The sequence below is a fragment of the Rossellomorea aquimaris genome (assembly GCF_020171925.1).
GTDB lineage: Bacteria > Bacillota > Bacilli > Bacillales > Bacillaceae_B > Rossellomorea > Rossellomorea aquimaris_F.
In genome coordinates, this window is sequence record NZ_JAIVAR010000003.1 from 375,294 (window position 1) to 389,148 (window position 13,855).

Here is a 13,855-nt window from a genome sequence, read left to right on the forward strand (position 1 = left end):
CTTATTAAAGCAGCTTCTTTTCAATTTTCTCTTCATAATTCTTAAAGATCGAGCTATTCGTCTTCACCCTTCTCTTTGACAGCATCGAATTGTATCGTACCATTTTTTCATTGAGGCTCCGCTGCAGCTCTTCTTTTTCCAAATCATCTTCGCATACTCGGATGAGATCCTCGATCCTCATCATTTCCTTTTTCAAATCCATTTCCTCATTGGAGTATCCAGCATTCTTCATGATTCTGTGCGCCATCCTGAGGGCAGGCGGAATCGATAAGTCATCGTCCAGGTTCTGAGGTTTACCGTAGCCCGGTAGATTGTCAAACTCTCCGTCTTCCTGAGCCTTTTTGATTCTTTGTTCAGATATGATCATTGAAAAATCCATTGTAACCCCTCCTGTATTCGTTCAGTGGGACTGGCTGAATATCATTGGCGTTTGGCTGGCCACCTGTTACTACTAGTGTATATAAATAATGGATAGGGATCAGGCTCAAATTTGACGATCTGACAACAACTGTCGATTGAGCGCTCAGTCTACAAAGTGACCCGCCACTCATTACCAACCGCCCACCCTCACATAATTTCATCCTTCAGGGAAAAACTACGTTTATGACAGAACGAAAGGAGTGTTTCATATGGCACGCGGAAAATCATTTGAAGCGAAGAAAAAAGGACATCCTGGTAACTTCCCTCAAAACAGTACAACTGAGCGACATACCGAAAAACCGCCTGGGGACGAAGAATTGATTGTCACGCAGGAGGCTTTTAAAAATAGAGTGGATCACGACGAACATCGATTTTAAATAAAGGACAAGCACCAGGATCCTTCCTGATGCTTGTTTTTTCATTTTCACACTTTTACTTTTTCTTTTTCATCCACAGTGGATAAATCCATGGCAGGACCAAAAAATTCATACTTGATCTTTTCTTCCTGATGACCCAATTCTTTCAGCATTGTGACAACGGCCTTCATGAACGGTACGGGTCCACAGACGTAACATTCTGTTCCTCCGTCAACATAATTCGAGAGGATTTCTCTGTTTATATATCCAGAAAAGTTGCATGTGGTCTCGTTGTCGGGATTCTCTAAGATGTAGCAGCTCTCCCCATTTTGGAGCTCGCCCATCAGTTCATCGACACGATCTCTGAATGCCTGCACAGTTTCATTTTTACTCGCATGAATGAATGCGGTCGGACGATTCGGTGTTGTTATAGAAATTGTTTCAAGCATGCTCATCATCGGCGTGATTCCTACGCCACCTGAGATAAGGGCGATCTTTCCTTCCGTGCCGTCTCCGCTCAAGAAGAAATCCCCAGCAGGAGAGCTCACTTCAACGTCACTCCCTTCCTCTACCCCATCATGCAGGAAGGTCGAAACGATTCCGTTCGGCTCACATTCATCTTCCTTCTTCACTGAGATGCGGAAGAACTCTTCTTTATAGGCACTTGATAGGCTGTATTGACGGATATGCGCATTCGTCTGACCCGGTGGGCTCACCCTTACTGAAATATATTGGCCAGGTCTATAATCAGGAACCTTCCCGCCATCTTGAGGTTTCAAGTAGAAGGATGTGATCACGTCACTTTCCTTCACCTTCTTCGCTACTGTGAATGGTTTAAAACCTCGGAAGCCGGCTTCTTTATTCTCGGCTGCCACATACATCTCTTCTTCGACGCTAATGAACACCCCGGCAATCACACCGTAAGCATCGGCCCATGCATCAATGATTTCATCCGTTGCAGCATCGCCAAGTACTTCTTTAATTGCTTGAAGCAGGTGTTCCCCCACAACCGGATATTGCTCCGCTTTGACCCCTAAACTTCGATGTTTATGTGCGATCTGCCTTACAGCCGGTAATAACGCTTCCAGTCGATCGATGTTCTCAGCCGCCGCATAGACCGTATTCGCTAAGGCCGCCTGCTGCCTCCCCTTTTCCTGGTTGGCATGATTGAAGATGTTCAATAATTCGGGATGACTCGCAAACATATTTTTATAAAATACTGATGTAATCTCCTTGCCTTTCACTTTCAATACGGGTGCAGTGGATTTCACGACTTCAATTGTTTTTTGGGAGAGCATCACTTATTCACCTCTAAAGATATATTTTAAATACATCTTTAAATTACACCCAGCGTGTTGCTAAAGCAATATTTTAAATATAGCTTTAACAGATCTGACACAAATACATACATTATTTAGACACAAGATGAACGGAACAGTATAATAAGGGGAGGAAGGAAAAGGTGAAGCGATATGAAGTTGACATTATACACAGATTATTCTTTGAGAGTGCTGATTTACCTGGCTTCCAAACCTAAGGAAGAACTCTCTACGATAAAGGAAATTGCAGATTCTTATAAGATTTCAAAAAATCATCTGATGAAAGTGACATACGAGCTGGGGAAAATGGGGATGATTGAAACCATCCGCGGACGTTATGGTGGCATCAAACTTGCCAAAGATCCTTCCGAAATCAATATTGGCAAACTTGTGCGCAGGACTGAAGAAGACTTTGAACTGGTCGAGTGCTTCGGTAAACATAACAGTTGCGTCATCACACCGGTGTGTGGGCTCAAGAACGCATTGGCAAAAGCCTTGAATGCCTACCTTGCCGTACTTGACGGCTATACGCTAGCCGATATCGTCACAAATCCGATGGAATACCGCATGCTCTTTCAGGAACAGCTCCGACCCGACACCGATCATTAACCCCCAGCCGACAAGCGGGGGTTTTTTGAGTACTGTACTAGAAGAACACTCGCGATTCACCACTCCCCTTCTATTGTATTCATTCAACTAAAAAAGCCCGTTCCAAAAAAGGAAACAGGCTTTTCGATCACGATCTGCTCTTGCTGTACTTGAACGTCAGTACCAAAAACAAAAAGAAACTTACGAGCAGCGTGGTTCCGCCGACGATATAAAAGACCATCGTAAACGTTCCCGGTAAATCGATCGGATTCATATTATAGAGCCACATCCCGGAGGTCAACCCGAACGTTCCGATGATCGCCGTCCAGACGTGAAAACTAGCAAGCTTAGATGATTCAGGTACCGCGTATGAACGATAATAAGATGAAAAGGCAAACAAACTGAGCCATCCCACCACGAGAATATGAGCGTGGATCGGCTTGAACGCGTAAGACCCAGCCCCTGCCATATGAGAGCCCATGAAGGCACCGATCAAAGCATAAACAGCCGACATCCTCAATAGTAATACATTCCTTGCCAAAAGGGATTCCCTCCTTCTTTTTCACTATAAAACTATGAAATATTATATCGGGAAGCATTCGCACCTGTCGACAAAATCCGATGATTGTAAGAGAACGTTCATAAACATCCCCTTGGAATCTTGCGTGCACCGTCTATTCATGTCGGTTGAAAACACTTGCAAACATTGGTAGCACTGATACAATTAAATTGTAATAGAACATTCTGACAAAAAGGAGAATACATATGTCAAACAACTTTCAACAAAATCTTGAAAAGTACGCAAACCTTGCCGTTCAAGTAGGCGTCAATGTCCAAAAAGGACAAACATTGGTGATCAATACATCCATCGATGCTGCTGAATTTGTTCGTTTAGTCGTAAAAAAGGCTTATGAAGTAGGAGCGAAGCATGTTTACGTAAATTGGAACGATGATGTTGTAAACCGCACAAAATACGATCTTGCACCGGATGAAGCATTCCAGGAGTTCCCGCAATGGAAAGCACGCGAAGTGGAAGAGCTTGCAGAAGGCGGCGCCGCATTCATGAGCATCGTGTCTTCAAGTCCCGACCTTTTGAAAGGCGTCGATCCGGATCGCATTTCAAATTTCCAGAAGGTAGCCGGTCAAGCGATGTCCAAATATCGTCAGTTCATCCAATCCGACAAGGTCAGCTGGTGTGTGCTGGCAGCACCTTCGAAGGACTGGGCTGCAAAAGTGTTCCCTGATGCATCTGAAGAAGAGCAAGTAGACCTTTTATGGGATGCGATTTTCAAAGCGGTACGTGCCGATCAGGCAGATCCTGTCCAGGCTTGGAAGGACCATGATGCAAACCTGCATGAGAAAGTGGAATACCTGAACGACAAAAACTATCAAAAGCTTCATTACACTGCACCTGGAACCGACCTTACAATCGAACTTCCTAAAGGACATCTGTGGGTCGGCGCAGGCAGTGTCAATGAACAAGGTGTCGAATTCATGGCGAACATGCCGACGGAAGAAGTGTTCACCGTTCCACTTAAGACAGGTGTAAACGGGAAAGTTTCAAGCACGAAGCCATTAAGCTATGGCGGTAACGTGATCGATAACTTTACCATTACATTTGAAAATGGTCGTATCGTCGACGTGAAGGCTGAAGAAGGCGAAGAAATCCTGAAGCGCCTTGTTGAGACAGATGAAGGCTCCCACTATCTTGGTGAAATCGCCCTGGTCCCTCACAAGTCTCCAATCTCTCAATCAAACGTTCTTTTCTATAACACATTATTTGATGAAAACGCGTCAAATCACCTTGCTATCGGTAATGCCTATGCATTCTGTATTGAAGGCGGCAAGAAAATGAGTCAGGAAGAACTTGATAAGAACGGCTTGAATAACAGCATCACGCATGTTGATTTCATGATCGGTTCAGATAAGATGAACATTGATGGAATCAAGGAAGATGGTACAAGTGAGCCTGTATTCCGTGACGGCGGTTGGGCGTTCTAAGTTTATTCAGATTAAAAAGCTGGAAGGGCCCTTACGACCTTTCCGGCTTTTTTATTGTTTTACCGTGTCAAACACTGCCCGATTCGGTGTTAATGACACCTTCTATATATATGTAGATTAACGGAGCTTCAAGATCCAATCATTTCGTTTTGATTATAAATCATTGGACGTTGTCCTTTCTGATCAGCTACCGGAACTCTGGAATATGTTTAACGAACAAGCCCACCAACCTTAACACCCTTCATCATTCCGGATTAATCCCGACGCTAGCCTCCATTGTCAATGCAACAGCCGCCATCGAAGCCCCCGCAACCTGTGCATAGCTTCCAAATGCCGTGATTTGCAAACCTAATTCACTTTTCCCTCTCAAGATAAAATTCTCCCCCACTCCCTCGATGACAGCTCCTACTAATTGAATGGTATTGCCAGCAGCTAACAAATCCTTGAATCTTGCTTTACTGTTACTTGCCCCGTATGCTTCAAGACCGAGTCCAATCGCCTGAAACGAATCCCCGATGACATCAAGCTTCAGACCTTCTGTCTCTTCACCAGAAAATTGCAACTCTGCGGCGACGGTATTGGTTGCATTTCCAGATGCCTGAATCCAGTCACCCATGATCCTTAATAACTCCGGTTCCGTCCCATCAAATAATTGGATAGCCCCCACACCTTGAAGAGAGTTCCCAGCCCCTTCAAAGCCGTTTCCGATTGAAACCAATCTGTAGCCAGGAGATCCTGCCCCGTCATTTTTCACAACAATCGTCTCTCCTATGGCCGCAATCACTGTTCCGACCACCTGTGTCCAAACCCCCGTCAGAAGAATTTCTTCACCTGTCACCTCCATTCCCCCCTCTTAGCAAGATAGAACAGTATATTCACCCTTCATGATCTTCGCGTCTCAGGGATCAGCCTAATATCAATTGTAAATTCCAGTTAAATCAGCTTGTTTATTCTGAACTATCAAGCTATGATTATCTAGTTCATCTATGATTTGCGAAAGGGGAGGAGAAATAAATGAGAATTCGCGACTGGGACCGCAACCTGAAAGTCAGGCTGTTTGGGGAAGCAGCGATCAACATCACATTCTGGATGTTCTTTCCGTTCCTTACGATTTATTTTACGGAATCATTCGGTAAACAGACTGCAGGATTATTGCTGGTCCTTTCTCAAGTATTTGCGGTTATCGCCAACTTGATGGGCGGCTATTGCGCAGACCGATTCGGCAGGAAGAGAATGATGGTCATTTCCGCATTCGGTCAGGGATTTGCGTTTTTGATTTTCGGATTGGCAAGCTCGCCATGGCTTGATTCAGCACTTATCGGATTCATTTGTTTCAGTTTAGTGGGGGTATTCGGGTCGTTTTATTGGCCTGCAAGTCAGGCGATGGTAGCCGATGTAGTCGATGAGAAAGATCGAAGCCACGTGTTCGCAGTCTTTTACACATCCATCAATATTGCCGTTGTCGTCGGCCCGATCCTGGGCGGGATTTTTTACGTGCATTACAGATTCCAGCTGCTGCTCGCTGCAGCCGCCATATGTATGGGACTTGCTCTACTTTTATATAAAATGACGAGGGAAACCGCTCCTGCCGACCAGAGCAAACTTCTGGTGACAGAGGGAGAGAAGAAGGCGTGGCACAGCGCCCTGACCGATCAATTCAAGGATTACGGCGTCATCTTCAAAGACAAAACGTTCCTACTTTTCATTCTGGCTGGGGTCCTGGTCGGACAGACCTTCATGCAGCTTGACCTGCTGATCCCTGTCTATATTAAGGATGTCATGGATCAGGCCACCCTGTTCAGCTTTGGCGACTGGTCACTGACCCTGGTGAGTGAGCAGATCTTCGGGTTGATCCTTTCAGAAAACGGCTTCCTTGTCGCCCTATTGACGGTTGTCATCACGCGCTGGATCACCAAGTTCCGCGAGCGGAATGTGTTCATCTTGTCATCGCTGATCTACGCAGTTTCCATCGTTATGTTCGGCCAGTCAAGCTCGGTTTGGTTCTTTATCATAGCGATGGCTGTGTTTACGTTCGCCGAGCTCATGACGGCAGGGATCCAACAGAGTTTTGTTTCGAAGCTTGCACCTGAACATATGAGGGGACAATACTTTGCGGCGGCAAGCCTACGGTTTACGATTGCCCGGACGATCGCTCCACTGTCGATCACTCTATCACTCTATCTGGGCTATAACTGGACGTTCATGATCCTCGCTTTCCTTGCCCTACTCAGTGCAGCTCTGTATTTTGTCATGTTCGAGCGATTTGAAAAAGAAGAATTAGCATTTAAAAAGGCTGTTCAATAAGAGAACGACTTTTTGCAAAAGGAATGACATCGGTCATTCCTTTTTTTATTGGTGTCAGGCACAATCCTTCCTAATTGTGCCTGGCACATTTCACCTCTTTTGTGCCTGACACTAAGAATATAATCGGTGACATCCCCCCTTGAAAATTCAGAAAAGCCTGAATCCGAAAAATTCCCCATCCCCCCCTTTAAACGTAAAAACTCAGATGTTACAATGTACAACCGTAAGCAATCTTAAGGGTATGACTCTCTACCCGAGTTAGTCGGAGATTCCAATCAATACTACGCAGAAAGGATGTTTTATGATGCATAGAGGAAGCAAAGGCTGGTACGTGGAAGAATTGAAAAAAGCAGGCGTACGCCGCTACGAGGAACGCAAAGTTGAATCTTACAAAAAGCACGTTCTGGCAAATCTTTTAGAACGTACGAAATAATAGATCGATTACAAAGGTCCTATTCCATAGTGGAATGGGACCTTTTTTCATCCCCCTTCATGCCACTCATCCGATTGACTCACAACATAAAAAGGGAATTTTCTAAATTAGTCAAAAAGAAAGACATTTATGTTGGAAGCCGTTACATGAAAATAAACCATTGTTACAGGGTTTACCGCTATGTTAGAGTAAAAAACATATTCAAAATAATCTCATACGAATTCCTTATATAACTATGGTGATATGGACCATAAGTCTCTACCCGGCACCCGTAAATTGCTGGACTATAAGGAAAGTCTTTTCATTTATCTATTTAAATGCATGCAGACTTTCTTTATTTATTAGAGAAAGTTTACATGCATTTTTATTTTACCTGTTCTACACCGGCTTTAAATTAACAATTTTCTTTAACAAAGCCACTGTTTAAAGGTCTGACATCCGATGTCATATGTTTATAAGAATTCGTATCGTGAAATTTCTTTGGAGGGTATAGTATGGATATCTTATTCGCATTATTATCACTTGCAGGCGTTCTCTTCCTCGGCTGGCTTTGGAGCAGCAATCGTTCCGCCATCAAATGGAAAACGGTCGGAGTCGGAATCGCCCTTGAGGTGCTTCTTGTCCTTTTTGTCCTTAAAGTGCCATTCGGCCAGACACTATTGAAGAAAACGGCACTTGGCGTCCAGAAAGTCATTGACTATAGCAATGAAGGAATCATGTTTGTCTTCGGTGGTTTCTTTGAAAAAGGCAGCAATATTACATTTGTTTTCGCGATCAACGTGCTTGGCGCAATCATCTTTATTTCAGCCGTGATTTCTGCCCTTTATTATTTACGCATCATTCCGGTCTTTGTTAAATATATCGGGATTGTACTCGGGAAGATCCTTGGAACGACCAAGGTTGAATCGTTTAACGCAATCGGGAACTCATTCCTTGGTTTAGTCGAGGCCCCCCTACTCGTCAAGCCGTACCTGGCGAAGCTGACTCGTTCCGAGCTTTTCGCTGTCATGGTCGGCGGAACTGCTTCCGCGAGCGGAGCCATTTTGATCGGGTATTCACTGATGGGGATCGATATGAAGTATCTGCTTTTATCCGTGTTCAGCGTGCCGCTCGTTTCGCTTATCATGTCAAAGATCATGGAGCCTGAAACGGAAGAGTCTCAGACAAACGGTGATATTTCATTAGGAAAAACAGGACACACCAACATCTTTGAAGCAATTTCGGAAGGTGCGCTAAGCGGTGTGCAACTGGCGATCAACATCGGTGGTCTGCTGATTGCGTTCATCGGTGTACTTGCCCTTGTGAATGGAGTACTGGGACTTGTCCATACAGATCTCTCCACGATATTCGGTTACGTTTTCTATCCTATTGCCTTATTGGTTGGTGTCCCGGCAGACGAAGCGTTCCGTGCGGCCTCCATCATCGGTACTAAATTATCGGTGAATGAATTCGTCGCATACGATCAGCTATCTGGTATGATCGATGAACTTTCACCGAAGACGGTTGCGATCTTATCTGTTGCGCTATGTAATTTCGCGAACCTGTCTTCGATCGGTCAGTTGATCGTCGGGCTAGGTTCTTTGGAGCCCACCCAGCGTCCAACGGTATCTAAACTAAGCTTGAAAGCCATTGCGGGTGGTACTCTCGCCAGCTTCATCACGGCCATCATCGTCAGCGTCTTTTTATAGGATCAATCTTACTGAACAGTAATAATTTTCTTTCATGTTTCTATTTCCGGTCTTTGGTGAATAGTAAAAGGTAGTGTACGTTATTACGTTGGACGGAAGGTGAACGAATTGAGAGAGAAAAAATTCATGAAAGAAACGAAAACAAGCAAAACGACCCATGTGCTTCCGCCGGACACCAACCACCACGGTACGTTGTTCGGTGGGAAGCTGATGGCCTATATAGACGATGTCGCTTCCATTGCGGCCACGCGTCACGCTCGAAAACCCGTCGTTACGGCATCGACCGATTCCGTTGACTTTCTTCAGCCCATCAAAGTAGGCGACGCCGTGACATTGGAAGCAATCGTCACATACACCGGAAAAAGCTCGATGGAAGTCGGTGTCAAAGTCACGTCGGAAGTACTTCTGACAGGAGAAACGACCGTCGCAGCCATCTCCTTTTTGACATTTGTGGCTCTTGAAAACGGAAAACCGGTCGTGATCCCGGAGGTCATACCGGAAACAGAAGAAGAAAAATGGTTGAATGAAACGGCGAAGAACCGGGCAGAACACAGGAAAGCCCGTAAAAAGCACAGTCAGGAGCTGGCTGAGTTTTTCAGGAATGCCTATTAGTTTTTTAGGGGGATGCTCGTTTTGAGCATCTCTTTTTATGTTGTTTTCGGAACCTTCGATGTACCATCATAATAATGCCGGCTTCCGCATGAACACAGGGATGCACGAAATCCTTTATGACCGATCGACTTACCTGATAGATGAGTAAATTCAATGGCTATGATCGAAACTCCATATATGCGCGGAATCAGAGACATATGCGCGGAATTTTCGTTTTATGCGCGAAATTCGAAATATATGCGCGGAATCTTCGTTTTATGCGCGAAATTCGAAATATATGCGCGAACCACCGATTTATCAACAAATTCCGACATCCCCCTCCCCCCTCTCATCTCCACCACCCCACACCCAGCAGATTATTTTCGAAATACTCCCACATTTTTAAACCCTATTACAATTCCCCACCCTCCTCCGATAATACAAAGGTACGGACAAGTAGCCGTCCTATTCACATCTATTTGGAGGTCTTATTTTGAAAAAAACGATCATGATATTGCTGGTGATGATGCTTGCAGCTGGCTGCTCATCTTCATCTTCCAATAGCAGCAGTGACAATCAATTACATACAATCGGAATCCTCTTGTCAGACACGGGACTTGGTGACGGGTCCTTCAATGATTCTGCTTTCCGCGGACTGGAACGGGCCCGCGATGAACTCGGGATTCTATTTGATTACCGAGAAGCGCCGGATGGGAACTTCGAGGAAGCACTCGAGGAACTTGTCGCACAGGATCATGATCTGGTGATCGGCCTTGGCTTCTCTGTTCAAGATGCTCTTGAAAGTGTGGCAGAAAAGCATCCCGATCAGGAGTTTTTAATGATTGATGGCTTTTCGGAGCTTGATAACATCACGTCGATCACCTTCAAGGAACATGAGGGTAGCTTCCTAGTCGGGATGGTTGCCGCGATGAAGACAAAGACCAATACGCTCGGATTCATCGGCGGTGCGGATGTTCCGGTCATCCAACGTTTTGAACAAGGGTTTGAACAAGGTGCTAAGTACGTAAATCCCTCCATCAAGATCCTGAAAGAAACCGCCAACAATTTCGGTGACTCTGCTCTTGGTAGAAGCATCGCCGAAAAGCAAATCAAGGCCGGTGCAGACTTCATCTATCCGGCTGCCGGATTCACCGGTGTCGGAGCCATCCAGGCAGCGGAAAAGGCCGAGGTCTATTCCGGTGGGGTCGATTCCGACCAATTTTTCATCGCAGAGAACTCAGTCGTCACATCCATGCTGAAAAAAATTGACAATGCCGTCTTCAACCTTACCGAAGAGTTGGTCAATGAAGGCGAGATATCGGCTTCATCCTTTGAGCTAGGTCTAAAAGAAGACGGCGTCGGACTCGCCCCGATCCGGGTGACGGAATTGACCGACGGGGAAAAGCAAAAAATCAAGGAAGCGAAAGACAAGATCGTTTCGGGTGAAGTGAAGATTAGGGTTCAATAATCCCATTGAAGGAGTTTGGTTTCATGGCACTGAAAAAACGTTTACTGATACTGGGGTTCATCCCCCTCATTTTATCAACCATCATCATAGGCTACATCGTTTCTCAACTGATTTCCCTTCAAAGCTCGGCGAATGAAGATGTGAACGTCCTGTTGGAAACGGAACGGCTCCGTGGTGACCTCATCGTCACCAAACAGGCGCTATCCAGTTATTCAGCCAACGCGACGGCAGAGAATAAACAGCTTGCGGATACGATGTTAATGGACACATCTTCACAAATCGATGGACTTGGCGCCATCTTATCAGATCAAGAACAAAAGAAAACATTGTCGGTCATCAAAACGAAGTTTTCAGAGTTGAAGTCGGTATCGGAAGACGCCTTGAAAGCCAGCAACAAAGCGGAGATCAAACGTCAATCGATCAGGATCTCAGGTGTTCTGAATGATATGTACGTATTGAATCTGCAGACGAATAACTGGTATGAAAGTTTATTGAAGAAAAGGGAGCAGGAAATCTCCTTTATCGTCTGGGCGGCGATCATCGGTTTCGCGACAATGGTCGTACTGTCGCTGACAGCATCACGGTTCCTTTCCAATCGGATCGTCAGGCCGTTGAATGAAATGGTGGATAATGCAGAAAGGATTGCGGACGGGGACCTGACGATTTCCTTCAATGTCAAAGGGCATACGGACAGTAAATTTGAAGTGCATAAGCTTCAGTCCGCATTCGGGCATATGGTTACGAATCTGAGGCATACGGTCCAGTCCGTGAATGACATCGGCATGAAGGTGGAAAGATTCACCGGCGATGTCAATGCCCAGATGGCGAGCCTCTCGGAAAGCAGCAGTCAAGTTGCCGTCTCTACGGAGGAGTTGGCTAAAGGAAGTCAATCGATCTCAGAGGATGTGCAGTCCACTGCTACAATGATGGCCGTGATGGGCGAGGAATATGCGCGGAATGTACGCGGAAGCCAGGAAGCTTCGGCAAGCAGCAAGGTCACTTTGCAATCAGTGGAACATGGGAGAACCTCGTTGAACAACCAGAAAGAATTTGCCGAATCCATTACCGATTCATCCACATCGATCGAGGAGTCGGTCCGTGCATTTGCCCGCTATACGGGAGAGATTGAACTGGCGGCCCAGTCCGTTAGGGACATTGCGGAACAGACGAACCTGCTTGCATTGAACGCAGCCATCGAAGCAGCACGTGCAGGTGATGCCGGAAAAGGTTTTGCGGTCGTTGCACAGGAAGTCCGCAAGCTTGCAGAAGATTCCTCGGTGGCAACCGAAAAGATTGCGAAAATGGTCGGAAGCATCAAAGAAGGTATCCACTCCATCGTGGATGCCTCGCAAAAAGGGAGCACACTATCCATTCGCCAAATGGAATCCATGAACTTGACGGAGCAGGCATTCGAAGAAATTGCCGGGAATGTATCTGTCATTTATAAAACATTGTCCGACCTCGAACAAGGCATGACAGCTTCAAACGAACGGACAAATAACGTGATCGCTGCGGTCGAAAACATCTCTGCCATCACGGAAGAAACAGCTGCCGGAACGGAAGAAATCTATTCTTCAACAGAAGAACAGATGCGCTACTTCGAGCAGATGACCGCACAAGTATCAGAGCTGAATAACATGGCGGCTGAAATGAAAAAAGAACTGGAGAAATTCACCTTGTAAACCGGAAAGAGATCGGACACATCGTCCGATCTCTTTCTCGTTATCAGTCTTGTTCGTACTCCTTCAACTCTTTCACTGTCACAAATGTATACCCTTTGCTGGAGAGTTCCTTCAAGATTCCTTCCACAGCCTTCATTTCTTTCCCACTTCCATCATACATAGGATGCATCAAGATAATCGAACCACCCTCAACATGATCCGCTACATACCTTACTTTATCTTCAACCGATGTAAATTCACTGTCAGGCTCCAGATTCCACATAATCGTATCCTTGTCATGCTTATAGAGATAATAAGGAAGCATAACCAATTTCTTTCCATTTGGCGGGCGAAAATCGATTTCCCCATCATAGCCTGCCTTCCTGATCAGTGCATCGGTCCTCCTAATCTCTTTTTCTATAAAAGACGGTGATTTGAAAATCATCCGTTTATGGGAATAGCTGTGATTTCCAATTCCGTGACCAGCTTCGATTATTTGAGCAACCTCTTCAGGATGCTCCTCCATCTCTTTCCCTATCAGAAAAAAAGTCGCTGTCGCATCATATGTATCCAACAATTCAAGGATTTCCCCTGTTTTATCAGTCGGACCATCATCAAACGTCAAGGCCACGACTTTCTCATCCGTATCAACATGACTTGTGATCCCGCCAAATAGCTGAATCTCCCTCGCGTTCATCAAGTAGTATGTGCCTGCCAAGATCAGCACTACAATGATCAACCAGGATAGGATCATCACTCCCTTTTTCAACTCTTTCCGCCCCTTTCCTTTCAACTTCCCCTATTATACTCCCCCCCACCCATTTTCACATAAATTTTCCGATGTGCATCTTGTCTATCAATCCTACTAGTCGAATTTGCACCGTCCTTCATTATTACAGAACGTTTAAATTTTTTTGACGAGCGTAAATCGTACAAAGGATATTTTATACCCTTAAGGGTACGTAAAAGCCCGCAACAATGACATTCCGCTAAAAGCAATCGTTGTCATAGTTTGTAACATTATGT

The 13,855-nt window shown here is 45.4% G+C and carries 14 protein-coding genes and 1 riboswitch; of the genes, 9 read left to right on the top strand and 5 right to left on the bottom strand.

Translation table 11 applies throughout. From position 1 onward, the window contains the following. Window positions 1-4 precede the first annotated feature (4 nt). Window positions 5-379: a DnaJ family domain-containing protein gene (locus LCM10_RS13225; RefSeq protein WP_224876740.1), complete on the bottom strand. Its 375-nt coding sequence runs from the start codon at window positions 377-379 to the stop codon at window positions 5-7. A gap of 250 nt (window positions 380-629) precedes the next feature. Here LCM10_RS13225 and LCM10_RS13230 point away from each other — a divergent pair, with 250 nt between their 5' ends. Continuing rightward, window positions 630-797 carry a hypothetical protein gene (locus LCM10_RS13230; protein WP_224876741.1) on the top strand — a complete coding sequence of 56 codons (168 nt, stop codon included), beginning with the start codon at window positions 630-632 and terminating at the stop codon, window positions 795-797. A 47-nt stretch (window positions 798-844) separates the two neighbouring features. Here the strand turns inward: LCM10_RS13230 and hmpA are convergent, their stop codons facing one another. Further along, a complete protein-coding gene (gene hmpA, locus LCM10_RS13235) occupies window positions 845-2,074 on the bottom strand; it encodes an NO-inducible flavohemoprotein (RefSeq protein WP_224876742.1) in 1,230 nt (409 codons plus the stop codon). 174 nt (window positions 2,075-2,248) lie between these two features. On the opposite strand from hmpA, the gene LCM10_RS13240 reads away from it, so the two are divergent. Then, window positions 2,249-2,704, top strand: a complete 456-nt coding sequence (locus LCM10_RS13240; RefSeq protein WP_224876743.1) for an RrF2 family transcriptional regulator — start codon at window positions 2,249-2,251, stop codon at window positions 2,702-2,704. Window positions 2,705-2,831: 127 nt separating this feature from the next. Here LCM10_RS13240 and LCM10_RS13245 read toward each other — a convergent pair whose 3' ends face one another. After that, window positions 2,832-3,224, bottom strand: coding sequence for a hypothetical protein (locus LCM10_RS13245; RefSeq protein ID WP_224876744.1), 393 nt, complete (start codon window positions 3,222-3,224; stop codon window positions 2,832-2,834). Window positions 3,225-3,448: 224 nt separating this feature from the next. On the opposite strand from LCM10_RS13245, the gene LCM10_RS13250 reads away from it, so the two are divergent. Then, window positions 3,449-4,684: an aminopeptidase gene (locus tag LCM10_RS13250; protein WP_224876745.1), complete on the top strand. Its 1,236-nt coding sequence runs from the start codon at window positions 3,449-3,451 to the stop codon at window positions 4,682-4,684. Between the two features lie 244 nt (window positions 4,685-4,928). Here LCM10_RS13250 and LCM10_RS13255 read toward each other — a convergent pair whose 3' ends face one another. Next, window positions 4,929-5,522: a DUF6944 family repetitive protein gene (locus tag LCM10_RS13255; RefSeq protein WP_224876746.1), complete on the bottom strand. Its 594-nt coding sequence runs from the start codon at window positions 5,520-5,522 to the stop codon at window positions 4,929-4,931. Between the two features lie 176 nt (window positions 5,523-5,698). Between LCM10_RS13255 and LCM10_RS13260 the strand changes: the two genes are divergently transcribed. From LCM10_RS13260 to LCM10_RS13285, 6 genes are all read left to right on the top strand, one after another. Continuing rightward, window positions 5,699-6,988 (top strand): MDR family MFS transporter, encoded by a 1,290-nt coding sequence (locus LCM10_RS13260; protein ID WP_224876747.1) that lies wholly within the window; start codon window positions 5,699-5,701, stop codon window positions 6,986-6,988. 304 nt (window positions 6,989-7,292) lie between these two features. Next, entirely contained in the window at window positions 7,293-7,421 is a 129-nt protein-coding gene (locus LCM10_RS13265) for a YflJ family protein (RefSeq protein WP_071619527.1), read from the top strand. Window positions 7,422-7,626: 205 nt separating this feature from the next. After that, a riboswitch (purine riboswitch) is annotated at window positions 7,627-7,728 on the top strand. A 187-nt stretch (window positions 7,729-7,915) separates the two neighbouring features. Further along, window positions 7,916-9,109, top strand: a complete 1,194-nt coding sequence (locus LCM10_RS13270) for a NupC/NupG family nucleoside CNT transporter (protein WP_224876748.1) — start codon at window positions 7,916-7,918, stop codon at window positions 9,107-9,109. Window positions 9,110-9,235: 126 nt separating this feature from the next. Next, entirely contained in the window at window positions 9,236-9,721 is a 486-nt protein-coding gene (locus LCM10_RS13275) for an acyl-CoA thioesterase (protein WP_224876749.1), read from the top strand. Window positions 9,722-10,193: 472 nt separating this feature from the next. After that, window positions 10,194-11,168, top strand: a complete 975-nt coding sequence (locus LCM10_RS13280; RefSeq protein ID WP_224876750.1) for a BMP family lipoprotein — start codon at window positions 10,194-10,196, stop codon at window positions 11,166-11,168. Window positions 11,169-11,191: 23 nt separating this feature from the next. Further along, a complete protein-coding gene (locus tag LCM10_RS13285) occupies window positions 11,192-12,850 on the top strand; it encodes a methyl-accepting chemotaxis protein (RefSeq protein ID WP_224876751.1) in 1,659 nt (552 codons plus the stop codon). A 43-nt stretch (window positions 12,851-12,893) separates the two neighbouring features. On the opposite strand, the gene LCM10_RS13290 is transcribed toward LCM10_RS13285, so the two are convergent. Beyond that, a complete protein-coding gene (locus LCM10_RS13290; RefSeq protein ID WP_224876752.1) occupies window positions 12,894-13,598 on the bottom strand; it encodes a polysaccharide deacetylase family protein in 705 nt (234 codons plus the stop codon). Between the last annotated feature and the right edge of the window lie 257 nt (window positions 13,599-13,855).